We start from the raw sequence: 23,708 nt of genomic DNA, 5'->3' as shown, positions 1-23,708 counted from the left end.
CAGGCCGGGTATGGGTCATGGAGCTTGCATCCATGACGATCGGTGCGAGCCTCGCGGGTGAGGCTCGCGTTTGTGAAAGGGCTGATATGTACGCGGTCATAAAAACCGGTGGCAAGCAATACAAGGTGGCTGCCGGCGAAAAGATCAAGGTAGAACAGATTGCTGCGGAAGTCGGCCAAGAGATCGTGATCGACCAGGTTCTCGCCGTGGGTGACGGCGCAGAGCTGAAGGTGGGCACGCCCTTGGTTGCCGGCGCAAGCGTCAAGGCCACGGTGGTGGCACATGGCAAGCACGACAAAGTGCGCATCTTCAAGCTGCGTCGTCGCAAGCACTACAAGAAGAGCCAGGGTCATCGCCAGACCTACACCGAGCTGCAGATCAGCGCGGTGGCCGCCTGATCCCCCTCCAGGAGTAAGCAACCATGGCACAGAAAAAAGGCGGCGGTTCCACCCGGAACGGCCGTGACTCCCAACCGAAGATGCTCGGCGTGAAGGTGTTCGGCGGCCAGGTCGTGCCGGCCGGCTCGATCATCGTGCGCCAGCGCGGCACCCGTTTCCACGCCGGCGTGAACGTCGGCACGGGCCGTGACCACACGCTGTTCTCCCTGGTCGATGGCCAGGTGTCCTTCGATGTGAAGGGCCCGCTGAACCGCAAGGTGGTGAACGTCACGCCGCTCTGACCGGCGCCGTTCCCCCGAAGCGAAGCCCCGGCCTGCCGGGGCTTCGTTGTTTGCACGGCACCGCCCTCGGGCGGCCGCTGCAGTACCATCGCCAACGGTTGCCGGCCCCTCGGGGGCTGTGGCCTTGGCGGGACAGGACATCATGAAATTCGTTGACGAAGCCTACATCGACGTGGCCGCCGGCAATGGCGGCAACGGCTGCGTGAGCTTCCGCCGCGAGAAGTTCATCCCCTTCGGCGGCCCCAATGGGGGCGACGGCGGGCGCGGCGGCAGTGTCTATGCCGTGGGCGACCGCAACCTCAACACCCTGGTGGATTTCCGTTATGCGCGCCGCCATGAGGCCCGCAACGGCGAACATGGCCGGGGGTCGGACCAGTTCGGCGCTGCCGCAGACGACATCGTGCTGCGCATGCCCGTGGGCACCATCATCACCGATGTTGACACCGGCGAGGTGGTGGCCGAGTTGCTCGTGCCAGGTGAGAAGGTGTTGCTGGCCAAGGGCGGCGACGGTGGGTTCGGCAACCTGCACTTCAAGTCGAGCACCAACCGCGCCCCGCGCCAGCGCACCATGGGCTGGCCCGGCGAGCAGCGCAAGTTGAAACTCGAGCTGCGCGTGCTGGCCGACGTGGGCCTGCTGGGCATGCCCAATGCAGGCAAGTCCACACTGATCGCAGCCATCTCCAACGCCCGCCCGAAGATCGCCGACTATCCCTTCACCACCCTGCACCCCAACCTGGGTGTGGTGCGCGTCGGGCCCGAGCAGAGCTTCGTCGTGGCCGATGTGCCGGGGCTGATCGAAGGTGCGGCCGAGGGCGCGGGCCTGGGCCACCAGTTCCTGCGCCACCTGCAACGCACCCGCTTGCTGCTGCATCTGGTGGACCTGGCGCCCTTCGACGACGGGACCGACCCGGTCGCCCAGGCCAAGGCCATCGTGGCCGAGCTGAAGAAGTACGACAAGACCCTGTACGAGAAGCCGCGCTGGCTGGTGCTGAACAAGCTGGACATGGTGCCCGAGGACGAGCGCGCGGCGCGCGTGAAGGATTTCGTCAAGCGCATGCGCTGGAAGGGGCCTGTCTTCGAGATCTCGGCGCTCACGCGAGAGGGCTGTGAGCCGCTGGTGCGGGCGATCTACGACCATGTGGCGGCCTTGCGCGAGCCCGACGTGGAAGTGCCCGACGTGCGGTTCGTGCCCGAAGCCGCTGCGCCTGCACCCAGCCATGACCCGGACGATCCGCGCTTTCGCTGAGTCCGTCGTCGCCCCTGTTCCTCCGCTCGCTTGCATCCATGAGTGACGTGCTCCGCAATGCTCGCCGTATCGTCGTGAAGGTGGGTTCCAGCCTGGTGACCAACGAGGGCCGCGGCCTGGATGCCCAGGCCATCGGCAACTGGTGTCGCCAGATGGCTGCGCTGGCCCGTGAGGGCCGTGAGGTGATCATGGTCTCCAGTGGGGCCATCGCCGAGGGCATGAAGCGCCTGGGCTGGGCGAGCCGGCCGACCGAACTGCACGAACTGCAGGCGGCCGCGGCCGTGGGCCAGATGGGCCTGGCCCACATCTACGAGACGCAGCTGCGCGCCCAGGGACTGGGCAGCGCGCAGGTGCTGCTCACGCACGCCGACCTGGCCGACCGCGAGCGCTATCTCAATGCCCGTTCCACCCTGCTGACCCTGCTGTCGTTGAAGGTGATCCCGGTCATCAACGAGAACGACACGGTCGTCACCGACGAGATCAAGTTCGGCGACAACGATACCCTGGGGGCGCTGGTGGCCAATCTGGTCGAGGCCGACGTGCTGGTGATCCTGACCGACCAGCGGGGCCTGTACTCGGCCGATCCGCGCAAGGACCCGAACGCCCGCTTCATCGATGAGGCGAAGGCGGGAGACCCTGAACTGGAGCGCATGGCCGGCGGCGCCGGCTCGAGCATCGGCAAGGGCGGGATGATCACCAAGATCCTGGCGGCCAAGCGGGCCGCCGGCAGCGGGGCTTCCACCGTGATCGCCTGGGGCCGCGAGGCCGATGTGCTGATCCGGCTGGCGCAAGGTGAAGCCATCGGCACGCTGCTGGTGGCCGGCACGGCCAAACAGGCCGCGCGCAAGCAGTGGATGGCCGATCATCTGCAGCTGCGCGGCGCGGTGGTGGTGGACGATGGCGCCGTGGCCAAGCTGCGCGAGGCGGGCAAGAGCCTGCTGCCCATCGGGGTGGTGCAGGTGACCGGCGACTTCGACCGGGGCGACGTGATCGCGGTGCGCGACGCGCAGGGGCGCGAGATCGCGCGGGGTTTGTCCAACTACGACAGCACCCAGACCCGGCTCATCGCCCGCAAGCCCTCCAGCGAGATCGAGCGGCTGCTGGGCTGCCCCGGCGAATCCGAGTTGATCCACCGGGACAATCTGGTCCTCGTGTAAGCCGGCCCCTTAGTCTTCGCCCGGCTCCTGCCGCGCGACCGCAGGTGCGACCGCGCCATCGCGCGCTTCATCGCGGCCATGCGGACGCAGCCCGGCGCGCAGGTAGCGGTTGTGGTGATGCGGCAGCCGCGGCAGGAAGCGGGCCAGTTCCGTCAGCGCCATCTGGTAGACGCCACGCTTGAACTCGATCACCGCCTCCAGCGGCACCCAGTAGTCGTTCCAGCGCCAGGCATCGAACTCCGGGTGGTCGGTGGCGCGCAGATTCATGTCGCTGTCGCGGCCGGTGAGCTGCAGCAGGAACCAGATCTGCTTCTGCCCCTTGTAGTGGCCGCGGGCGTCGCGCCGGATGTAGTGCTCGGGCACTTCGTAGCGCAGCCAGTCGCGCGTGCGTGCGACGATGCGCACGTGCTCAGGCCTCAGCCCCACTTCCTCGTGGAGCTCGCGGTACATCGCCTGCTCGGGGTTCTCGCCGTGTTTGATGCCGCCTTGGGGAAACTGCCACGAATGGGTTCGGATGCGTTTGCCCCAGAAGACCTGGTTCTTGTGGTTGAGCAGGATGATGCCGACGTTGGGCCGGAAGCCTTCACGGTCGAGCATAATCAGACCTCGAATTTTTCAGTTGAATCCATTATTGCACCGGCCTGCGCGGCTGACCATCCGGCCGCTCCCTGACAGGTCCGGTGTGATCTTCATCACGCCTGCCGGCCTCCATCCCGCCTCATGAAAGCCTCCCAGTTTTTCATCTCCACCCTCAAGGAAGCCCCGGCCGACGCCGAGATCGTGAGCCACAAGCTGATGATGCGGGCCGGCCTGATCAAGCGTCTGGGGGCCGGCATCTACAACTACATGCCCATGGGTCTGCGCACCATCCGCAAGGTGGAGGGCATCATCCGTGACGAGATGAACCGCGCCGGGGCCATCGAGCTCCTGATGCCGGTGGTGCAGCCGGCCGAGCTGTGGCAGGAGACCGGGCGCTGGGACAAGATGGGCCCGGAGTTGCTGCGCGTGAAGGACCGGCACGAGCGTGACTTCATCATCCAGCCCACCTCGGAGGAGGTCATCACCGACATCGCGCGCCAGGAACTGCGCAGCTACCGTCAGCTGCCGAAGAACTTCTATCACATCCAGACCAAGTTCCGCGACGAGCGGCGGCCTCGTTTCGGCATCATGCGCGGTCGCGAGTTCACGATGAAGGATGCTTATTCTTTCGACCGCGACCTGGCCTCGGCGCGTCTGAGCTATCAGCAGATGTACGACGCCTATGTGCGCATCTTCGAGCGGCTGGGCCTGCAGTTCCGGGCCGTGGCTGCCGACACCGGTGCGATCGGCGGCGATGCGTCACACGAGTTCCAGGTGATCGCCGACACGGGCGAGGACGCGATCGTCTATTGCCCGCAATCCGACTACGCCGCCAACATCGAGCTGGCCGAGGCGGTGGCCCTGACGGCTGAGCGCGCCGCTCCCACGCAGGCGCTGGCGAAGACGCCCACGCCGGGCAAGAGCACCTGCCCCGACGTGGCCGAACTGCTGGGCCTGGCGCTGTCGCGCACCGTGAAGTCGCTGGTGCTGGCCACTGACGAGAAGAACGAAGCCGGCGAGGTGGTGCGCAGCCAGGTGTGGCTGCTGCTGGTGCGCGGCGACCACGACCTGAACGAGGTCAAGGCGAGCAAGGTCGAAGGTCTCAAGGCGGGCTTCCGCTTCGCCACGGTCGCCGAGATCGAGGCGCACTTCGGCTGCAAGCCAGGCTACCTCGGCCCCATCGGGCTGAAGCAGCCGGTCAAGGTGGTGGCCGATCGCACCGTGGCAAACATGAGTGACTTCGTCTGCGGCGCCAACGAGGCCGATTTCCACTACACCGGTGTCAACTGGGGCCGCGACCTGCCTGAACCCGACCTGGTGGCCGACATCCGCAACGTGGTTGAAGGCGATCCGTCCCCTGATGGGAAAGGACCGCTTGCCATCCAGCGCGGTATCGAGGTGGGTCATGTGTTCCTGCTCGGCACCAAGTACAGCGCTGCGATGAACGCGACCTATCTCGATGAGAACGGCAAGCCCCAGCTGATGGTGATGGGCTGCTACGGTATCGGTGTGACCCGCATCCTCGGCGCGGCGATCGAGCAGAACCACGACGAGCGCGGCATCGTGTGGCCGGATGCGATCGCACCCTTCACGGTGGTGCTGTGTCCCATCGGCTACGACCGCTCGGCCGAGGTGAAGGCCGCGGCCGACCGCTTGCATGACGAGTTGCTTGCGCTGGGTGTGGACGTGATGCTCGACGATCGCGGCGAACGTCCCGGCGCGATGTTCGCCGACTGGGAGCTCATCGGGGTGCCTCATCGCGTGGTGCTGTCGGATCGTGGCCTCAAGGACGGCAAGGTGGAATACCAGGGGCGCCGGGATCCCCAGGCCACGGCAGTGGCGGCGTCCGAGGCGCTGGCCTTCCTGCGCCAGCGTCTGGGGGCATGACCTCAGGCTGCGGTGTCCATCCGGGGCGGCGCCGGCTGATGCTGGCCGGCGCGGCGGGTCTGCTGGTGCCTGCGAAGGCGGCGCGAGCCGGGGGGCAGGTGGAGGAGCCTCTGGCGGATTCGGTGCGCTCGGCGCTGTCGGCCGTGATCGCCAACAGCGCCCCGCCCAAGCCCAGTTTCCCCCGCATCGAGGATCGCCTGGTCTACCTGCGCTGGCTGGGCGAGATGAGCGACCGTCTGCGGCGGCGCAAGCCGGATCTGACCACGCGGCTGGAGTTCCTGGAGACCTTGTGGTACGAGACCACCCGCGCCGGCCTGGAGAAGGCGCTGGTGCTGGGCCTCATCCAGGTGGAAAGCGCGTTCCGCAAGCACGCGGTGAGCCGGGTGGGTGCGCGGGGCTACATGCAGGTGATGCCCTTCTGGAGCCGCCTGATCGGCGACGGCGACCCGGCCAAGCTCTTCCATATGCAGACCAACCTGCGCTTCGGCTGCGTGATCCTGCGCCACTACCTGGACATGGAAAAGGGCAACCTTTTCATGGCCCTGGGCCGCTACAACGGCAGCCGTGGGCGCTCCGAGTACCCGGACGCGGTATTCGCCGCGCGCAAGCTGTGGGTGTACGACCCGGCGCCAGGGCCCTCGGGCAGTCCGCAGGCCACGAGCGGCTGAGCCGCTAGAGCCCTTGCCAGGTGCGCGGCGCGGCGCCGCCGAAGCCCAGCAGCGCGAGCACGCGCTCGACGCTGTCGTTGACCAGGGCGTCGATGCTTTCAGGGCGGTGGTAGAAGGCGGGCAGCGGTGGGAAGACGATGCCACCCATCTCGGTGACGGCCGTCATGTTGCGCAGGTGGGCGAGGTTGAAGGGTGTTTCTCGCACCATCAGCACGAGACGTCGTCGTTCCTTGAGGGTGACGTCGGCCGCGCGGCTGAGCAGGTTGTCCGACAGCCCCAGCGCCACTGCGGCCAGCGTCTTCATCGAGCAGGGGGCGATCACCATGCCGGCCGTGGGGAAGCTGCCGCTGGCGATGGCCGCCCCCACGTCGCCGGGCGCGTAGGACACGTCGGCCAGGGCTTCGAGTGCACGGCGGTCCAGCCCGAGTTCGTGGTGCGCGTTGAGCACCCCGGCCGGCGAGACGACCAGGTGGGTGTGCGCGCCCAACTCACGCAGGCGCTGCAGCAGCCGCACGCCATAGACGGCACCCGTGGCCCCGGTGAGGCCGACGACGATCTGGGGTCTGGCCAAGGCGGCCTTACTGGGCCGTGCCCAGCACCTGCTGCAGTTCGCCGGACTGGTACATCTCCATCATGATGTCCGAGCCGCCGACGAATTCGCCGTTGACGTAGAGCTGGGGGATGGTGGGCCAGTTGGCGTATTCCTTGACGCCCTGACGGATGCCTTCGTCCTCCAGCACATTGACGGTGGTGAGGTCGTTCACGCCGCAGGCTTTGAGGATCTGCACGGCGCGGCCGGAGAAGCCGCACATCGGGAACTGGGCGGTCCCCTTCATGAAGAGCACCACGCGGTGGGATTTGACGAGATCGTCGATACGTTGCTGAACGTCGCTCATGGTGGGGCGGGCGGCTGCAGCCGCTTCGTGGAAATCCAGGTCACAGTGTATCGGGCCAGGCTCTTGCCGGGGTGCCGCGGGGCCATTGCCTTGCGGCGGCTCAAGGCGGGCTGGCGGCCGGTGCGGGCTGGTTGGCCAGGTGGGCGCGCGCCGCCTGGCAAGTGGCCAGGAGCGTGTCGTTGAGCCGGGTGAGCTCGTCCGGCGCGGGGATCTGGCCGGCCTTGCACTGGGCCTCGACGCGCGCGGCCAGGCGCTGCAGCCTCACCAGGCCGAGGCTGGCAGCCGCACCCTTGAGACTGTGAGCCTCGTGCTGCACGGCCTGCAGCGATTGCCCCGGTGAGAAGCGTCCGCCCGATTCATAGAGCTGGACGAAGTGCTGCAGGGCGCGGCGATGGATGTCATCACGTTGGGCGCAGAGCTGGATGCCCAGGGCCGCATCCAGCAGCGGGGGCGGTGCCTCGGCCTGCGTCGTGCGCAGCCGCGCCAGGGTCTGTCGCAGCACGGCGGTGTCGATGGGCTTGGACAGGTGCTCGTTCATGCCGACCGACAAGGAGCGCTCCCGGTCGCCGGACATGGCATTGGCCGTCATGGCCACAATGGGGAGTTGCCCTGCTGCACCACCCAGCGCCCGGATGCGGCGGGTGGCTTCGTAACCGTCCATCTCGGGCATCTGCACATCCATCAGAACAACGTCGAATCGCCCGCTCTGCACGGCGGCCACGGCCTGGGCGCCGGTGTCCACAGCGGTCACCTGCGCGCCGGCCCGCTCGAGCAGGGTCATGGCGAGCTCGCGGTTGAGCGGGTTGTCTTCGGCCAGGAGTACCCGCAGGCCGTCCAGCCGAGGCGAGGCGGGGTCTGCGGCTGCGTCTGCGCCTGCTCCGTCGCGTGTGTCGGCTTCGAGCGGCAACTGGAACCAGAACAGCGAACCCTGCCCGAGCACCGAGCGCACACCGATGCCGCCCCCCATCAGATCGAGCAGGCGACGGGAAATCACCAGCCCCAGGCCTGTGCCACCGAACCGGCGTGTGGTGGAGGCATCGGCCTGGGTGAAGGCCTCGAACAGGCGCGCCTGCTGTTCCTCGCTCAGACCGATGCCACTGTCTTCGATCTCGAAGCGCACGACGGGGTGTGCTCCGGAGTTGCCATCCGCGCGGCTGATGCGCAGGTGCACCCGCCCGCGCTCTGTGAACTTCACCGCGTTGGACAGCAGGTTGGTGAGCACCTGGGACAGCCGTATCGGATCGCCGATCACGCGCTCGGGGACGTCGGGCTGGAGCTCCACGTCCAGGTCCAAGCCCTTGGCGTGGGCCTGCAGGCGCACCATGTCGAGTGCACTGCCAATGAGCGCCGGCAGCGAGAAGGCCGTTCGGTCCACATCGAGCTTGCCAGCCTCGATCTTGGAGAAGTCCAGGATGTCGTTGAGCACGGCCAGCAGGTTGCGTGCTGCGGCGTTGGCCTTGGCGACCTGGTCGTGCTCGCGCGGTGGCAGCGTCCCGCCCAGGGCCAGCTCGGTCATGCCGATGATGGCGTTCATGGGCGTGCGGATCTCGTGGCTGACGTTGGCCAGGAACTCGCTCTTCAGACGGTTGGCTTCTTCGGCCGCGGCTCGGGCGCGCTGGATGGCTTGCGTGGCCTCATGTTCGGCCGTGATGTCGAAGGTGAGGCCGACCGTGCCGACGGGGTTGCCCGCCTCGTCACGCGTGCTGCGGGCCACGGCACGCAGATGGCGGATGTCCCCGTTGGGCCGCACGATGCGGAACTCGGAGGTGCTGCCGGCCGGGTACAGATGTACCGAGGCCACTTCCCGTGCCAGGCGCTCGCGGTCGTCGGGGTGCACGCGCTCCAGCCAGGCGGGCCTCGACACTTTGAATGTCAGGGGGTCGAGGCCGTAGATCTGGTACTGCTGTTCGTTCCATTCCACTGCGCCGTCGGACAGCCGGTTGCTCCACACGCCGATGCCGGCCGCCGTGATGGCCAGCTGCATGCGCTGGGCAAGCTCCTCGGCCCGGGCGGCCGTCTCCACCTGAGGCGTGATGTCCATGTCCAGGCCGACGGTGCGCACCAGGCGACCCTGGGCATCCCTTTCGTTGCGCGCGACCGAGCGGATGTGACGCCGCCCCCGCTCGGGGTGTTCGATGGTGTAGGTGAGGTCGAACTCCTGGCAGGCCGGGTCCTTGAGGTGGCCATAGATGCGCTGCCGCGTCTCGGCCGCCAGGTGGGGGCTCAGCACCTGCTCCCAGGCCTGACGATCCTTGTTCAGATCGATGCCATACAGATCCTGGCCCCGCTCGTCCCACTGCAGACGGCGGGTGCGGGCGTTGTATTCCCACACCGATGCATGCACCGCCAGCAGCGCGATGCGCAGGCGCTCGTTGACGTCCTGCAGTGCGCGCTGAGACTGGGCCTCATCCGTCACGTCGATGTTCATGCCGTAGGCGCGGCGGGCCCGTCCCTGGGCATCGCGCTCGACATGCGCGAGGCTGCGCAGGTGCCGGCGGCCCAGCGTGGGATGCAGCACCTGCAGCACTTGCTCGACCTGTGTGTCCGGCCCCTGACGCAGGCGTTCGACATAGGCCTTGAAGTCCTCCCGGCTCTCGGGGGCGATCAGGGACTCCATGGCCTCGAAGCTGATGCGCTGCTCGTTCAGAAGATCGCCGGGCCCGTCGGCTGCGCTCGGCGTGCGCCAGACGACGCCGGTGCGTGCGTCATACTCCCAGACCATGCCGCCGGCCGCCCGCACGGCCAGATCGTGGCGATGCAGCACCGACTGCAGCTGGGCCTGGGCCTGGGCATCGGCGGTCACGTCCTGGTCCAACCCGACCAGCCGCACGGCTCGGCCATCGGGCAGGCGCTCGACTTCGCCCACGGAGTGCACCCAACGCCACTGCCGATCGGCACGGACGATGCGGTAGCGGCACTCGTAGAACGATTCGCCCGAGAGGGTCTTCAGGAAGGCCTCGCGCACCCGGTCGAGATCATCCGTGTGCACGGCACGCAGCCACTGGTCCACCGAGGCCCGGTCCATGTCGGGCGGCAGCCCATAGAGTTCGCGTTCGCGGTCGTCGATCAGGAATTCGCCACGCTCGATGTCGTACTCCCAGACCCCGAAACGACCCACCCGGACCGCCATGGCCAGCCGGCTATGGACCCGGTGCATCGATGCTTCCTGCTCGCGCTGGAGCCGCTCGCGCGCGGTCTGCAGATACGAGCGCATCAACTGGCCCCGCAGCACCAGGGTGAGCAAGCAGGTGAGCACGATGAACTCGGCAAAGACCCAGGCCTGATTGGCCGGCGTCAACACACGGGGCGCTGCGCCGCTCCAGCCCTCCGCCTGGGCCCAGGCCATGAGCGTGACGATCAGCACGCACAGGCCGGCACTGGCCAGGCCGGGCAGGGCACCGAACAGGAAACTGATGAACATGACCGGCAACACCAGCACCATCAACTGCGTGGCCTGCACGTTGCCCGCATAGATCACCCACGCCAGCCCGCCAACCAGGGCCAGCGCGGCGGCCAGCATGGCCGACCGCACGCCCCGGCTGCGCAGCACCCACAGCCGCAGCGCAAACATCAAGGCCACCAGCGCGGTGGTGGAAACGATGGCCTGCACGGTGGCCGAGGCGATGAACAGCCAGGTGAGAGCGAGCAAAACGGCCCCGCCCCAGGCCATCAGTCCCAGGATGCTGGCGGTCAGGCGTCTCACATCCTCGCTGGGCAGCGGCGGCGCGGGCTCTCCGAGCCAGGCCCTCCAGCGCGATGGGCTCCCGGTGGGCATCGGCGGTGGAGCGGAAGGAGGCGAAGCCATGCGCAAACGTGTGACAGGATGTTTGAGAACCCTAGCATGCCCGCCGACACCTGGACCCGGGGAAAGCCCCGGGCCTGCATGGCGAATTGCCCAGAAGACGGGGTTGGGGCGTCATCCGGACGTCATCCCGGGGTCATGGCGGTGTCACCGTCCCGGCCTAGCCTTCACGGCCATGTCATGCCGGAGAACACCATGAGGGACTTGCCACTGCCGACGCTGCCCATCGCCGAGATCCGAGCCCCGCGGAGGTCGCTTCACCGCAGCGAGCCGGGGCGCGTCGTCGCTGAGGCACCTGCCCGTGCGCGGCTGGAGGTGGTTTGGGCGCGCCATGAAGACGAGGTTCGGGAGGCCCAGCGCCTGAGGTACCAGGTCTTTGCCGAAGAGATGGGAGCCCGGCTGTCGGTGCCCAAGGGGTCCCCGGCTGGCCATGACATCGACGTCTTCGATCCCTATTGCGAACACCTGCTGGTGCGCGCGGCAGGTCGCGATGGCGAGCCGGGACCGGTGATCGGCACCTATCGCGTGCTCACGCCCGAGGCGGCTCGCCGCGTCGGAGGGCTGTACAGCGAGACCGAGTTCGACCTCACCCGCCTGCGCCCCTTACGATCGCGCATGGTGGAGCTGGGGCGGTCCTGCGTGCACCCGGAGCATCGCAGCGGCGGCGCCATCCTGGCGCTGTGGGGGGCGCTGGCCGAATTCATGGTGCGCAACCGCCTGGACACCATGGTGGGCTGTGCCAGTGTGAGCATGCGCGACGGCGGCCACTATGCGGCCAGCCTGTGGGAGCAGTTGCGCCACACGCACCTGGCGCCCATCGAGTACCAGGTGCAGCCGCGCCTGCCGCTGCCGGTGGAGGAGCTCCAGCACGACCTCACGGTGGAGGCGCCGGCGCTGATCAAGGGCTATCTGCGCTGCGGCGCGAAGATCCTGGGCGCCCCGGCCTGGGACCCCGACTTCAACACCGCCGACCTGCCGATGCTCATGCGCATCGATGACCTGCCGGCGAAGTACCGCCGGCATTTCCTGGGCGCCTGACAAACAACCATCGTTGACGAGGGCGGGGCGAGCGCCGGGCCGCCCCAAGCCGGCCCGCATCCCCCCGGGGGATCGCCCGTGTACTCACGGGCGAGGGGTGGTCATCACTCGCCTTCCCCGAACTTGTCGTCGATGAGCGCGCGCAGCGCGTCCATGGCAGCTTGCTCATCCTCGCCTGACGTCTCGATCTCGACCTCGGCGCCCAGGCCGGCGGCCAGCATCATCACGCCCATGATGCTCTTGGCATTCACGCGCCGTCCGTTGCGGCTCAGGTGGATGTCGCTCTTGAAACTGCCGGCCAGCTTGGTGAGCTTGGCCGAGGCCCTGGCGTGCAGGCCGAGCTTATTGCTGATGGTGATGCGGGTCGTGAGCATGGGCAGGAGCTTGTGCCTGGTTCTGCGGGGCGGTGTGGCCCACTTGCATGATGCCTTGGTTGGCGCCGGCCACGGCCCGCGCCACGAGCACATCCAGGGGCTCGTGCTGGTAGCACAGGCTGCGCCACAGCATGGGCACGTTCACGCCGGCCACCACCTTGACCTGCACGCCGTCGGCCAGGCGCTGGGCCACGTTGCAGGGGGTTGCCCCGAAGACATCGGTGAGGATGAGTGCCTCGGGCATGCGCACACGCGCAAGCAGCGCGCGCGCGCGCGTCTCCACTTCGTCGACGCTCATCTGGGCTGGCACGTCCAGCGCCTCCAGCGTCGCGACGCAGTCGGGGAAGGTGTGCCGCGCGCAGGCCTTCAGGGCGCTGGCCAGCGGAGCATGGGCGATGATGAGAAAACCAGGCATGGGAAATACGGATGATCCATTATCGACCCATCCCGGCCGGCCAATGTGTCATTCAGCCGACACCTGAGCAGGGGGGCTGCAGGCCTCGCGAGCCGAGCGCCAATGACCCCAGTAAGCCCAGACCCCCAGCAGGCCGTAGAGCCCGAGCGCCAAACGATAGGCATTGAGCGTGTCCAGCCCCAGCGCATGGCCCAGGTCCACCGCCAGGCCGATGCCCCACTGCATCGCAAACACACCCGCAAAGATGACGAGGTTGTAGGCGGACAGTGCGCGCCCGGCCAGATGGGTGGGAAAGGCCTGCCCCACCAGCGGCTGGGCCAGGGCCATGAAGGTGCAGCTCACGCAGTACAGCGCCCAGGCCCAGGCGGTCGCGTGGACTCCCAGCAGCAGGTTCATGCCCAGTACGGCGAGGCTCCAGGGCGCGCCCACGGTGATCAGCCGTGCCGCGCTCCAGCCTCGCGCCTGGAGTCGAGGCATCACCAGGCCCCAGGTCAGGAAGGTCACCAGCATCGCGGCGTTGACGATGAACAATCCGCCGGCAGAGGCCGCGGGCGACCAGCCGGCCACATTCACCAGCCAGGGGCCGATCCACAAGGTCTGCAGGGCAATCATGCCGCCATAGTTGACGAATCCCAGCCCGGCATAGCGGCGGAAGTTCGGGTTGCGCCAGATCGCGGCGTACCCCTCCCGGGGGGCTGTGCCTTCGCCAGGTGGGGGCACCGCCACGGGTTCGTCGCGGGGAACGAGCCACCACAGCGCCACGATGCTCAGCACCAGGCACAGGCCCAACAGCCAGAACAGCCCGCGCCAGCCGGTCAGCGGCAGCAGCCATTGCACCGGCAGCGTCGAGGCCAGCATCCCCAGGGAGCCGGTCATCAGCATCCAGGAGTTGGCACGCAACTGCTGGGTGGGTGAGAACCAGCGCCGGAAGCCGGTGAGCGGCGCCATCAGGCAGGCACTGACGCCCGCCCCGATCAGGGCACGGGCCAGGGTGAGCCCGGCAAAGCCACCAGCCAGCGCAAAGGCGGCACAGCCGGCCACGGCCACCGCCAGGAAGGCCACCAGCACGCGGCGGGGCCCGAAGCGGTCGAGCCAGCGACCCAGCGGCAACTGCATCACCGCAAAACCAAAGAAGTAGGCTCCGGCCAGCAGGCCCAGGTCGCCGGGGCTCAGCCCCAGGTCGGTCGTGAGGGTGGGGGCCAGCGTGGCGGTCACCGCGCGCACCAGGGCCGACAGGAAATAGGCCCAGGCGAACACCAGGAAAAGCACCAGGGCCTGGCGCGTTCCCATCAGCCCAGGGGCCGTCGGGGCAGGATGTGTCATCGGAACTGCAGGCCGCCGAAGAAGGTGCGCACTGCGTCGTCCGGCGGTTGGGGGCCGACCACGTTGACCTGATAGACCATCGTGCCGTAGGCGAAGTAGCCCGCCACCTGCACCAGGGCCTGCCCATCGGGCAGCGTGCCAGTCACCCGGATGCGGGCCGCCTCGGTGTTCGGGGTCATGCCGGGCACCTGCAGCGACGTCACCTCCGGGTTGCGGGCTTCCAAGTTGCTGGCCGTGGCCTCGCGCAGGGCGCGCAGCGCCGGCGTCACCTGGGCCGGGTCGCCCATGTCGGCCAGACTCAGGGCATACGTGTGCCCCCCGGTCGAGCATGCGTACAGACTCATGCGCACCTGTGCGCCGGCCAGGGCCACGGTGCGGGCATGGGTCTTGGGTTTGCAGGGAAAGAGCGCCTGGAGCGGGCTGCCTTCAGGGCGCACCTGGCGCCAGTCGAGGGTGGGTGAGCACGCGCCCAGGGCCAGCAGGGCGGCCGCGGCCAGGGAGGAACGGAACAACATGCCGCGATTATCCGCCCGCGGCTTCCGGGAGGTTCGCGACCCCTGTTCAGGGGATCGACGCAATTTGTCACATTTCCAATACTGGGACGCCTGTCCCCTCATGCCGATCTCAAGCCGCTGGAGTGACCTCATGGATCTGTCCGAGCTCTCCGGCCCGACGCCTGCCGGGCGCCAGCGGCCGCACCCCCAGTCCATGCAAGAAACCTCTGCTGTGTCCTCCGAACGCTGGCATCAACTGGTCACCCAGATCGGCGAGGAAATCGCCGCGCCGCTGAGCGCGGCCCTTGAACGTGTGCATGGCCTGATTGCCACCGGCCAGATCGACCGCCGCAGCCTGCGCATGCTGCGCGATGAGCTGGAGCGGGCCCGTCGGGTGGGCATGACCAGCCAGCAGATCGTGCGCTTTGCCTCCGGCCGGGTGCGTCAGAGCGCCGAACGGCTGCACCTCACCCAGACGCTGCAGGGGGTGCTGGCGCACCGCAGCCGGGAGACGCAATCCCACGGCATCGAGATCCGTCAGGTGCTCAAGCCGGTGGAGGTGATCGTCGATCCCGCGCTGCTGTTCTCGCTGCTCAACACCTTGCTCGACTGGGCAGTGACACACGCCCGCGGCTCGATCGAGCTGCGGCTGGACACGAAGACCTGGCCGGTCCATGCGCGACTGGTCTGCCGCTTCCACCACACGCCGCCCGACGAAGAGGGGCGGCAGGCCTTCGTGAACACAGTGGCCCCGCAGGAGGGCCATGCGCTGGACGATGTCAGCTGGCGCCTCGTCGAGCAGGCGGCGACGGCCATGGGCCTGGAACTGGACCGCCAGGACGGCGAGGTCACGACGGCCGTGACGGTCGAGTTCCCCCGCACCATCCATGACGAGGTTCAGGGACTCACCGTCTCGGAGGAAGACACCGGCTTTGCGGTCTCATCTGCCAATTCCCGCCCCCTGGCCGGCAGTCACGTGCTGGTGGTGGCATCCCGGCGCGAGGTGCGCGTGCAGGTGCGCGAGGCGATCCGCCACATGGGCCTGGTGGTGGATTTCGTCGGCTCCATCGACGAGGCGTCGGCCTTCTGCCGCGAGGGCCTGCCGCATGCCATCATCTTCGAATCCATCCTGCGCGGAGAACGCTTCAACCAGTTGCGTGAAGACGTCACCCGCGAGGTTCCGGACTTCGTGTTCATCGAGATCGTCGAAGAGGGCGGCATGTTCGAGGTGTCAGGCTACGGGCATGCCGCGATGGCGCGTGTCGGCCGTGACGCCATCCTGACCTCCCTGCCATCGGCCCTGGTGTTCGAGCTGGCCAAGACCATGTGACCGGCGGCAGCCTCAGCGCAGGCTGCCGAACACCTTGCGCAGCAGATCACTGCCGGTTCCGACGGGATCCTTGCGGATCTTGCGCTCTTCTTCGCCGATCATGAAGTAAAGGCCATCAAGGGCCTTGGTCGTGACGTAGCCTTCGATCTGCGCGTTCTCTTCCCGCACCAGGCCGAATTTCGCGGCGCGCCCGGCCAGGTCGTTGTACTGGCGCGCCAGTCGCACTCGCTGCGTTTCGCGGGTGACGATGGGCAGGAAGCGCTCGCCCAGCGGCAAGCGGGTGCGATCGGCAAAGAAGTCCGTCACCGAGGCGTCGCCACCCGTGAGGATCTGCCGGGCGTCGGCCACGCTCATCGTCTTCACGGCATTCAGCAGCAAGGCCTTGGCCTCGGGCACGGCGGCTTCGGCGGCACGGTTCATCGAGGTGACCAGATCGTCCAGACGCCGTTGCTGGCCCAGGGCGCGCAGCATGCCGGCATAGGGGTCGAGCGCCGGCGGCAGGGGAATGCGAACTTTGGGGTCGCCCAGGAATCCATCCGGGCGGCCCAGCAAGGCCACGGCGGCGGTGGCGCCCCGCTCCAGGGCCAGCTTGAGCCCGGCGGTGGCGTCCTGGGGGCTGAGCTGGGCCAACAAGTTCTGTGACGAGCCCTGGGCACGCGCCCCAAGGGCCGCCGACAACCCCAGAAACAGGGCCGCCAGACCCTGGCCCGTAAACTTGCGTCTGCGCAACGGAGTCTCCCGATGAAAAAACCCGCCTATCTTGCCGCTGCAGTGGTGGCAGTGGCAATCGCCGTGACCGGTTTCCTGGCCTTTTCTCGCGATGAGGCGCCGCAGGTGGGGTATGTGCTGCTGGACGGCAGCCGCGAGAACTTCGCCGACCTGCGCGGCAAGGTCGTGGTGGTGAATTTCTGGGCCACGAGCTGCGTGACCTGCGTGAAGGAAATGCCCGACCTCGTGGACACCTACCGCAAGTACCACGAGCGCGGCTTCGACCTCGTGGCCGTGGCCATGAGCTACGACCCCCCGGCCTATGTGTCCAACTTTGCCGAGACGCGCCAGCTGCCCTTCAAGGTGGCCATCGACAACACCGGCGAGGTGGCGCGCCAGTTCGGCGACGTGAAGCTCACGCCCACCACCTACGTGGTCAACAAGCGCGGCCAGATCGTCAAGCGCTACGTGGGCGAACCCGACTTCGCCCAGCTGCACCAGCTCATCGAGCGCCTGCTGTCCGAGGCCTGATCAGGCCCGGGCGCGCACGCCCACCACCGCCGCGCCGATGATGAGCGCGGCCGCCGCCACGATCCAGCCCGAGAAGCTGCGCCCCGTGGCCAGCACCAGCAGCACTGTGCTGGCCAGGGGCGTGAGGTAGCTCAGGATGCCGATGCGCCGCGCGTCCCCGGTCTTGAGCGCCTTGTCCCACAGGAAGAAGGCGGCCCCCAGGGGCCCCAGCCCCATCAGCGCCAGCAGGCCCCAGTCCTGGGCCGAGAGTGCCACGCGCGGCTCCAGCGCCCAGTGGCTGAGCAGCGACAGCCCCCCCGACACCAGGCCGAAGAGCCCGATGGCCGCGGTGGGGAAGTGGGCGACGCGGCGCGTCCCCAGCGAATAGCTCGCCCAGATGAAGGCCGAGCCCAGCGCCGCCAGGTAGCCCCAGGACCATCCGCCCGCCAGCTCGCGGCCCCCGGCGATCGCCAGACCCGCCCCGGCAAAGCCCGCCAGCGCGGCCACCACATGCACCACGCGCAGGGTCATCCCCGGCAGGAACAGCGGCGCCATCACCACGATCAGCAGCGGCCAGAGGTAGTTCACCAGGTTGGCTTCCACGGCCGGCGCATGGCGCAGCGCGATGAAGAGCAGGAAGTGGAAACCGAAGAGCCCGTACACGCCCAGCGCCAGCGTGCGCAGCGGGATGCGCCACTGCCGCCACAGCGGCCAGGCCGGCACGCTGCCGATCACCAGCGCCGCACCCGTGAGCAGGAAGGGCGGCACATGCGACAGGGCCACACCCAGTGTGGCCAGCAGAGCCCACAGCGCAATCGCGCCGAGGGCGTAAAGGTGGGAGGAGGGGTGGCCGCTGCCGGCGGCCAGGGGCACGGAGCTCATGGCCGCAGAGCATAGTCGCTGAGCCACGCCCCGATCGTCGCGCGCCCTCGATCGATCGCCGCGAAACGCGGGTCAGTCCCTGGCACGACGCAGCGCCGCCGTCAGCGCCGACGGCGAACAGTAGCCGCAGCGCTGCGCCACCTGCTGCACCTGCAGACCCTGGGCGCGCAGCCGGCGGGCCGCGGCCAGGCGGCGCTCGCGCACGTAGGCCATCGGGGTCTGGCCGGTCTCGGCCAGACATCGGGCGGCGAACTGCGAGGGGCTCAGGCACACCTGCGCCGCCAGCTCGGTCACGCCGAGCGGTTCGCCCAGGTGGGCGTCGATCCAGGCGTCCAGCCGGCCCCAGTCGATGGGGCGTCGCGTGCTGCGCGGCAGGGTGACTTCGCCGGGCAGGGTGGACAGCAGCAGCGTGGTGGCCGGGCCCTGCAGGTCGGCCAGATCGTGGCGGCTGGCCAGGAAGCGCAGCAGGTGCAGGGCCGAGCCGTCGGCGTCCAGCACATGGCCGGCCAGGGCCGCGAGCACGGGGCTGGCGGTGTCGCTGGCATCGAGGACGAAACAGGTGCTGCCGCCAGCCGACCAGAAATCATGGCGATCCCCGGGGGCGATGACGGCCAGGCGGCCGGCGGTCATCCGCGTGCCACGGCCTTCGATCTCCAGTTCCAGGGCGCCTTGCCAGCCCCACAGGAGCTGGAAGTGATCGTGGGCATGGCTGCCCTTCGATTCGCCGTAGCGGCGCCGGCTGAGGCGGGCGACCGCGTCCATGCTCACACGGCGTTGGCCACGCCCGCTTCGTGCGCCTGCTGGTCGGCGTGGTAGCTCGAGCGCACCAGTGCGCCCACGGCGGCATGGGTGAAGCCCATCTCGTAGGCCTTCTCCTCGAACATCCTGAAGACGTCGGGGTGCACGTAGCGCCGCACCGGCAGGTGGTGGCCGCTGGGCGCGAGATACTGGCCGATGGTGAGCATGTCAATGTCGTGCTCGCGCATGTCGCGCATCACCTGCAGGATCTCTTCGTCGGTTTCGCCCAGGCCTACCATCAGGCCGCTCTTGGTCGGCACGTGGGGGGCAAAGGCCTTGAAGCGCTTGAGCAGGTTCAGGCTGTACTGGTAGTCGGAGCCCGGACGGGCTTCCTTGTACAGCCGCGGCACCGTCTCGAGGTTGTGGTTCATCACGTCGGGCGGCGCGGCCTTGAGGATCTCGAGCGCACGGTCCATGCGGCCGCGGAAATCGGGCGTGAGGATCTCGATCTTGGTCTCGGGCGAGAGTTCGCGCGTGCGGCGGATGCAGTCCACGAAGTGGGCCGCGCCACCGTCGCGCAGGTCGTCGCGGTCGACACTCGTGATCACCACGTACTTGAGCTTGAGTGCGGCAATCGTCCTGGCCAGGTTCAGCGGCTCGTTGGCATCGAGCGGGTCCGGGCGGCCGTGGCCGACGTCGCAGAAGGGGCAGCGGCGGGTGCACTTGTCACCCATGATCATGAAGGTGGCCGTGCCCTTGCCGAAGCATTCGCCGATGTTGGGGCAGGAGGCTTCCTCGCACACCGTGTGCAGCTTGTGCTCGCGCAGGATCTGCTTGATCTCGTAGAAGCGCGTGCTGGGCGAGCCGGCCTTCACGCGGATCCAGTCCGGCTTCTTGAGGGTTTCGGCCGGCACGATCTTGATGGGGATGCGCGCGGTCTTGGCCTGGGCCTTCTGCTTGGCCGTGGCGTCATAGGCACCGCTGGGCTGGGCCTCGTGGACGACGTTCGGGGTGGACATGCGCGGATGCTCCATCTCAGCCGGCAGGCTGGGGGTCAGGGACTCAGGTGGGCCTGCAGGCGTTCGCCCAGGCGGGCTGCGACCGTGTCCCAATCGGTGGAAACCCCGAGTGTAGCCAAGTCGATGCTGCGCAGGCCGGCGTAGCCGCAAGGATTGATGCCCTCGTAAGGGCTCAGGTCCATCGCCACGTTCAGGGCCACGCCGTGGTAGGTGCGGTGCTGGCTGACCTTGATCCCCAGGGCAGCGATCTTGCCCAGGCCGGCGAAGGGGTCGGCCCGGTCGGGGGCGAGCCGCGCGTGGCCGAAGGGGTCGGCCAGGTTCACATAGATGCCCGGCGCGCCTGTCACGCGGTGCCCCGTCACACCAAAGCCCGCCAGCGTCTGGATCACCGCCTGCTCCAGACGGTGCACATATTCCTTCACATAGATGCCCAGCCGGCGCAGATCCACCAGTGGGTAAGCGACCACTTGCCCGGGGCCGTGGTAGGTGACCTGGCCGCCCCGGTTGGTGGGCACCACGGGAATGTCGCGGGGGTTCAGCAGGTGTTCGGTCCGGCCGGCCAGGCCCAGGGTGTAGACGGGCGGGTGCTCGCACAGCCACAGCTCATCGGGGCTGTCGGGCGTGCGGGCTTCGGTGTAGGCCTGCATGGCCTGGACGGTGGGCGCATACTCGACGCGCCCGAGCCAACGGATCTCCATGCCCGCCAGTCTAGCGGGGGAGGGAAAGCCCCAGGGCGATCCGTGCGGCCCGGCGAAACTCGGAACGGCCGGCGCCACTCCAAGCGCGAGGCCGCCTCGCCGAGGTGGACTTCGGGAGCATGCCCATGCGAACCTGGCGACGTTGGATGCGCGGACGAGTACAGGGCCTGGCGGCCGCCGTGGGCCTGGGCCTGCTGGGCGGTGCCTGGGCGCAGCCGGCCCCCTTGCCTGGCGGGGTCTTCGTCACGCCCGAGGGACTGCAGCGCTACCTCCAGGAGCGGCGCGACATCGACCATGCTCTGGTCGAGCACCAGGCGGGCCGCTGGCCCGAGGCCGAGCGCCGCTTCACCGCCCTGGCCGAACAGGGCAGCCCGGTGGGCCGCTACAACCTGGCGATGATGCACGTGCGGCGCGAGGCGGCCCAGTCCAGCCTGAACAAGGCGCTGGAACTGCTGGAGGCGTCGGCCGCCCAGGGCTTCGTGCGCTCGGAGCATGCGCTGGGCGAGATCTATGAACGGGGCCTGACCGGGCGGCCCGACCACGTGCGCTCGGTGCAGTGGTACCTGAAGGCGGCCGAGCACGGTCACGTGGACGCCCAGGTGGCCGCCGGCACGGCCTACTATCTGGGCCGCGGCGTGCCGCAGGATCTGGCGTTGGCGGCCGAGTGGTACCGGCGCGCTGCCTTGCAGGGCGAGATGGGCGCCCAGTACCTGCTGGGCTCGATGTACGAAAAGGGCCTGGGCGTGCCCAAGGACGCTCGCCTGGCGCGCTACTGGTACGACGCCGCAGCCGCCAACGGCGACGAGGCCGCGCCCTACAAGGTGAAGGAGATGGATGAGATCCTGAAAGGGAAGGCGCTGTGAGTCGCTGCGGTGCTCACAGAACCACCTTCACCATCGGGTGCGAGGTCAGCGCGAGGTAGAGCGCATCGAGCTGCTCGCGGCTGGTGGCCGTGACCGTGAGCGTCAGGCCCAGGTAGTTGGCGCTTTTGCTGGGGCGCATTTCCATCGTGGCCGGATCGAAGCCCGGGTCGTACTGCAGGGCCAGTTCGGCGATCGCCGACGCGAATCCATCGACGTTGGCGCCCATCACCTTGATGGGGAAGGCGCTGGGGTATTCGATCAGGGATTGATCGGCAGGGATGTCCGGGAAACTCATATCGACTGCTCCACCTTGGCCCGCTGGTAGGCCTCGTACAGTCGTGCATAGATGGGGCCGGGTTTGCCTTTTCCAGCCCCATGGCCCACAGGCTCGCCGTCCAGGCGGGTGACCGGCAGCACTTCCTTGGTGGCCGAGGACAGCATGATCTCGTCGGCAGCGAACACCTCGGCCTCGCTGATGGGGCGCAGGTTGAAGCCGATGCCCAGTTCCTCGCACAGTTCGGCGATCAGGCCGTAGCGGATGCCTTCCAGCACATGCTCGCTCTTGGGCGCACCCAGCACCGCACCTTCGTGCACGATCCATACGTTGCTGGCCGAGGCCTCGGTCAGGTGGCCGTCACGGAACATGATGGTCTCGGCGGCCCCCTGGTCGGCCGACATCTGGCGGGCCAGCACGTTGCCCAGCAGCGAGATCGACTTGATGTCGCCTCGCTCCCAGCGGAAGTCACGCGCGGTCGTGCACGCCACCCCGGCATGGCGTTGCTCGGGCGTGGCCGGCTTCATCGTGCTGACCATCATGAAGACGGTGGGTGCGATGTCGGGCGGCATCACGTGGTCGCGCAGGGCGACGCCGCGCGTGAGCTGCAGGTAAACGAGCTGGTCGGTCGCGCCCGTCTGGGCATGGTGGTCGGCGATCAGCTTGCGCATGCGCTCCAGCCACTCCATGCGCGAGTGCGGATTGGGGATGCGCAGCTTGGCCAGCGAGCGCTCCAGCCGCGCCAGGTGCTCCTCGAAGCGGAACAGGCGCTGGCCGTAGACCGGCACCACCTCGTAGCAGCCATCGCCGAAGATGAAGCCACGGTCCAGCACCGAGACTTTGGCGTCGCACAGGCGCTGATACTCGCCGTTCAGGTAGCAGGGGGTGTCGGGCAGGGCGTGCATGGTCGGGTCTTTCGTCAAGGCGCGGAAGCAGGAGGGCAGCTTACTGGATCCACAGGCGGATGGCATCCCAGGCACGGCCGAGGAGGCCGGCCTCGGGCACGGCCTCCTGGACCACGAGCGGGGTCTCGGCGATCACGGTGTCACCCAGCGTGACCTTGATGCGGCCCACGGCCTGGCCCTGGGTGAGCGGCGCCACCAGCGGGTCCACACGTTCGATCTTGGTGGTGACCTTGTCACCTTCACCGCGCGGCACGGTCACGAACAGTGGGCCGGCCGCCCCCAGCTTGGCCTTGGCGGACTTGCCCTTCCACACCTGCGGTTCGACCACCGGCTGGCCGCCCTCGAAGAGGCGCAGGGTGTCGAAGGCCTGGAAGCCCCAGTTGAGCAGGCGCTGGCTTTCATTGGCGCGTGCCTCCATCGAGGTCGTGTTGAGCACCACGCTCAGCAGGCGGCGCTTGCCATTGGGGAAATCGCGCTGCGCCGAGGCGATCAGGCAGTAGCCTGCCGCCTCGGTGTAGCCGGTCTTGAGGCCGTCCACGCTGGGATCGCGGCGCAGCAGCAGGTTGCGGTTGGGCTGGGTGATGTTGTTGAAGCGGAACTCGCGCATCGAGTACATCGTGTAGTACTCGGGGAAGTCGGTGATCAGCCGCGAGGCCAGCACCGAGAGGTCGCGCGCCGTGCTGTGGTGGCCGGGCTCGGTCATGCCGGTCACGTTGGCGAAGCGGGTGTTCTTCAGGCCCATGCGCTGGGCCTCGCGGTTCATCAGCTCGACGAAGGCTTCCACGCTGCCGGCCACGCCTTCGGCCAGGGCGACCGATGCGTCGTTGCCCGACTGCACGATCATGCCCTTGAGCAGGTCTTCCACCTTCACACGCATGCGAGGCTCGATGAACATCACCGAGGCGCCGCCCTTGCGCTCGTTCCAGGCCCGCACCGAGACCGGCAGGTCCTGCTCCATCGCCAGGCGTTTGTCACGGATGGCGCCGAAGACCACGTAGGCCGTCATCAGCTTGGTCAGCGAGGCCGGGTCCGATGGGGCGTCGGGTTCGCGCGAGGCCAGGATCTGGTTGCTGTTCATGTCCAGCAGCACGTAGGACTTGGCGGCCACCTCGGGTGGCGGCAGCGGCTGGGCGGTGGCAGGCAGGGCGGACCAGGCCGTCGCGCAGGCGGCCAGCAGGGAAGCAAACAGTCGTTTCATCGATGCGGAATCGGTTGCGGGCAGG

26 protein-coding genes are annotated in these 23,708 nt (G+C 68.3%); 10 read left to right on the top strand and 16 right to left on the bottom strand.

Annotation, left to right across the window (positions count from 1 at the left end):
- Window positions 1–86 precede the first annotated feature (86 nt).
- The 4 genes from rplU (at window position 87) to proB (ending at window position 3,082) form a co-directional block, all read left to right on the top strand.
- Entirely contained in the window at window positions 87–398 is a 312-nt protein-coding gene (gene rplU, locus C1704_RS12750) for a 50S ribosomal protein L21 (protein WP_104303109.1), read from the top strand.
- A gap of 23 nt (window positions 399–421) precedes the next feature.
- On the top strand, window positions 422–679 hold the full coding sequence (gene rpmA, locus C1704_RS12745; protein ID WP_104303108.1) for a 50S ribosomal protein L27: 258 nt from the start codon (window positions 422–424) through the stop codon (window positions 677–679).
- A 142-nt stretch (window positions 680–821) separates the two neighbouring features.
- A complete protein-coding gene (gene cgtA, locus C1704_RS12740; RefSeq protein WP_104303107.1) occupies window positions 822–1,925 on the top strand; it encodes an Obg family GTPase CgtA in 1,104 nt (367 codons plus the stop codon).
- A gap of 38 nt (window positions 1,926–1,963) precedes the next feature.
- Window positions 1,964–3,082, top strand: a complete 1,119-nt coding sequence (proB, locus tag C1704_RS12735; protein ID WP_104303106.1) for a glutamate 5-kinase — start codon at window positions 1,964–1,966, stop codon at window positions 3,080–3,082.
- A 9-nt stretch (window positions 3,083–3,091) separates the two neighbouring features.
- On the opposite strand, the gene C1704_RS12730 is transcribed toward proB, so the two are convergent.
- Window positions 3,092–3,679, bottom strand: a complete 588-nt coding sequence (locus tag C1704_RS12730) for an RNA pyrophosphohydrolase (RefSeq protein WP_104303105.1) — start codon at window positions 3,677–3,679, stop codon at window positions 3,092–3,094.
- Between the two features lie 123 nt (window positions 3,680–3,802).
- Between C1704_RS12730 and C1704_RS12725 the strand changes: the two genes are divergently transcribed.
- Together C1704_RS12725 and C1704_RS12720 are read left to right on the top strand one after the other, a co-directional pair.
- Window positions 3,803–5,548: a proline--tRNA ligase gene (locus C1704_RS12725; RefSeq protein ID WP_104303104.1), complete on the top strand. Its 1,746-nt coding sequence runs from the start codon at window positions 3,803–3,805 to the stop codon at window positions 5,546–5,548.
- On the top strand, window positions 5,545–6,216 hold the full coding sequence (locus C1704_RS12720) for a lytic transglycosylase domain-containing protein (protein ID WP_104303103.1): 672 nt from the start codon (window positions 5,545–5,547) through the stop codon (window positions 6,214–6,216). Before C1704_RS12725 ends, C1704_RS12720 begins: the two co-directional genes overlap by 4 nt.
- 4 nt (window positions 6,217–6,220) lie before the next feature.
- Here C1704_RS12720 and C1704_RS12715 read toward each other — a convergent pair whose 3' ends face one another.
- From C1704_RS12715 to C1704_RS12705, 3 genes are all read right to left on the bottom strand, one after another.
- On the bottom strand, window positions 6,221–6,787 hold the full coding sequence (locus tag C1704_RS12715) for a UbiX family flavin prenyltransferase (protein WP_104303102.1): 567 nt from the start codon (window positions 6,785–6,787) through the stop codon (window positions 6,221–6,223).
- Window positions 6,788–6,794: 7 nt separating this feature from the next.
- Complete coding sequence (gene grxD / locus C1704_RS12710) at window positions 6,795–7,112, bottom strand: Grx4 family monothiol glutaredoxin (RefSeq protein ID WP_104303101.1); 318 nt, start codon at window positions 7,110–7,112, stop codon at window positions 6,795–6,797.
- Between the two features lie 100 nt (window positions 7,113–7,212).
- Window positions 7,213–10,815, bottom strand: a complete 3,603-nt coding sequence (locus tag C1704_RS12705; RefSeq protein WP_170064692.1) for a PAS domain-containing protein — start codon at window positions 10,813–10,815, stop codon at window positions 7,213–7,215.
- A 294-nt stretch (window positions 10,816–11,109) separates the two neighbouring features.
- Between C1704_RS12705 and C1704_RS12700 the strand changes: the two genes are divergently transcribed.
- Window positions 11,110–11,952: a GNAT family N-acetyltransferase gene (locus tag C1704_RS12700; RefSeq protein ID WP_104303099.1), complete on the top strand. Its 843-nt coding sequence runs from the start codon at window positions 11,110–11,112 to the stop codon at window positions 11,950–11,952.
- 104 nt (window positions 11,953–12,056) lie between these two features.
- Here the strand turns inward: C1704_RS12700 and C1704_RS12695 are convergent, their stop codons facing one another.
- From C1704_RS12695 to C1704_RS12680, 4 genes are read right to left on the bottom strand one after another with little or no spacing between them, the layout of a single operon-like run.
- On the bottom strand, window positions 12,057–12,326 hold the full coding sequence (locus tag C1704_RS12695) for an HPr family phosphocarrier protein (RefSeq protein ID WP_104303098.1): 270 nt from the start codon (window positions 12,324–12,326) through the stop codon (window positions 12,057–12,059).
- Window positions 12,295–12,741 carry a PTS sugar transporter subunit IIA gene (locus C1704_RS12690; protein WP_104303097.1) on the bottom strand — a complete coding sequence of 149 codons (447 nt, stop codon included), beginning with the start codon at window positions 12,739–12,741 and terminating at the stop codon, window positions 12,295–12,297. The genes C1704_RS12695 and C1704_RS12690 overlap by 32 nt, the downstream gene beginning before the upstream one ends.
- A gap of 48 nt (window positions 12,742–12,789) precedes the next feature.
- Complete coding sequence (locus C1704_RS12685; RefSeq protein ID WP_104303096.1) at window positions 12,790–14,064, bottom strand: MFS transporter; 1,275 nt, start codon at window positions 14,062–14,064, stop codon at window positions 12,790–12,792.
- Window positions 14,061–14,579, bottom strand: a complete 519-nt coding sequence (locus C1704_RS12680; protein ID WP_104303095.1) for a hypothetical protein — start codon at window positions 14,577–14,579, stop codon at window positions 14,061–14,063. Before C1704_RS12680 ends, C1704_RS12685 begins: the two co-directional genes overlap by 4 nt.
- 130 nt (window positions 14,580–14,709) lie before the next feature.
- On the opposite strand from C1704_RS12680, the gene C1704_RS12675 reads away from it, so the two are divergent.
- Window positions 14,710–15,888 (top strand): hypothetical protein, encoded by a 1,179-nt coding sequence (locus C1704_RS12675; RefSeq protein ID WP_104303094.1) that lies wholly within the window; start codon window positions 14,710–14,712, stop codon window positions 15,886–15,888.
- 12 nt (window positions 15,889–15,900) lie between these two features.
- On the opposite strand, the gene C1704_RS12670 is transcribed toward C1704_RS12675, so the two are convergent.
- Window positions 15,901–16,617 (bottom strand): DUF4197 domain-containing protein, encoded by a 717-nt coding sequence (locus C1704_RS12670; protein ID WP_104303093.1) that lies wholly within the window; start codon window positions 16,615–16,617, stop codon window positions 15,901–15,903.
- Between the two features lie 12 nt (window positions 16,618–16,629).
- Here C1704_RS12670 and C1704_RS12665 point away from each other — a divergent pair, with 12 nt between their 5' ends.
- The gene (locus C1704_RS12665) at window positions 16,630–17,127 is read left to right on the top strand and encodes a TlpA family protein disulfide reductase (protein ID WP_104303092.1); all 498 of its coding nucleotides are present in this window, start codon (window positions 16,630–16,632) and stop codon (window positions 17,125–17,127) included.
- On the opposite strand, the gene C1704_RS12660 is transcribed toward C1704_RS12665, so the two are convergent.
- The 4 genes from C1704_RS12660 to lipB form a co-directional block, all read right to left on the bottom strand.
- Window positions 17,128–17,988, bottom strand: coding sequence for a DMT family transporter (locus tag C1704_RS12660; RefSeq protein ID WP_104303091.1), 861 nt, complete (start codon window positions 17,986–17,988; stop codon window positions 17,128–17,130).
- Between the two features lie 72 nt (window positions 17,989–18,060).
- Window positions 18,061–18,750 carry a helix-turn-helix domain-containing protein gene (locus C1704_RS12655; RefSeq protein ID WP_104303090.1) on the bottom strand — a complete coding sequence of 230 codons (690 nt, stop codon included), beginning with the start codon at window positions 18,748–18,750 and terminating at the stop codon, window positions 18,061–18,063.
- 2 nt (window positions 18,751–18,752) lie between these two features.
- Complete coding sequence (lipA, locus tag C1704_RS12650) at window positions 18,753–19,745, bottom strand: lipoyl synthase (protein ID WP_104303191.1); 993 nt, start codon at window positions 19,743–19,745, stop codon at window positions 18,753–18,755.
- Between the two features lie 35 nt (window positions 19,746–19,780).
- Window positions 19,781–20,443, bottom strand: coding sequence for a lipoyl(octanoyl) transferase LipB (gene lipB, locus C1704_RS12645; RefSeq protein WP_104303089.1), 663 nt, complete (start codon window positions 20,441–20,443; stop codon window positions 19,781–19,783).
- Window positions 20,444–20,562: 119 nt separating this feature from the next.
- Between lipB and C1704_RS12640 the strand changes: the two genes are divergently transcribed.
- On the top strand, window positions 20,563–21,306 hold the full coding sequence (locus tag C1704_RS12640) for a tetratricopeptide repeat protein (RefSeq protein ID WP_104303088.1): 744 nt from the start codon (window positions 20,563–20,565) through the stop codon (window positions 21,304–21,306).
- 13 nt (window positions 21,307–21,319) lie between these two features.
- Here C1704_RS12640 and C1704_RS12635 read toward each other — a convergent pair whose 3' ends face one another.
- From C1704_RS12635 to C1704_RS12625, 3 genes are read right to left on the bottom strand one after another with little or no spacing between them, the layout of a single operon-like run.
- Window positions 21,320–21,601, bottom strand: coding sequence for a DUF493 family protein (locus tag C1704_RS12635; protein WP_104303087.1), 282 nt, complete (start codon window positions 21,599–21,601; stop codon window positions 21,320–21,322).
- Window positions 21,598–22,485, bottom strand: a complete 888-nt coding sequence (locus tag C1704_RS12630) for a D-amino acid aminotransferase (protein ID WP_104303086.1) — start codon at window positions 22,483–22,485, stop codon at window positions 21,598–21,600. The genes C1704_RS12635 and C1704_RS12630 overlap by 4 nt, the downstream gene beginning before the upstream one ends.
- A 40-nt stretch (window positions 22,486–22,525) precedes the next feature.
- Window positions 22,526–23,683: a D-alanyl-D-alanine carboxypeptidase family protein gene (locus C1704_RS12625; RefSeq protein WP_104303085.1), complete on the bottom strand. Its 1,158-nt coding sequence runs from the start codon at window positions 23,681–23,683 to the stop codon at window positions 22,526–22,528.
- Window positions 23,684–23,708 lie beyond the last annotated feature (25 nt).

Origin of the sequence: Caldimonas caldifontis, from assembly GCF_002930615.1 — a bacterium.
Classification (GTDB): Bacteria; Pseudomonadota; Gammaproteobacteria; order Burkholderiales; family Burkholderiaceae_C; genus Caldimonas; species Caldimonas caldifontis.
This window is presented reverse-complemented; position numbering and strand designations above follow the sequence as displayed.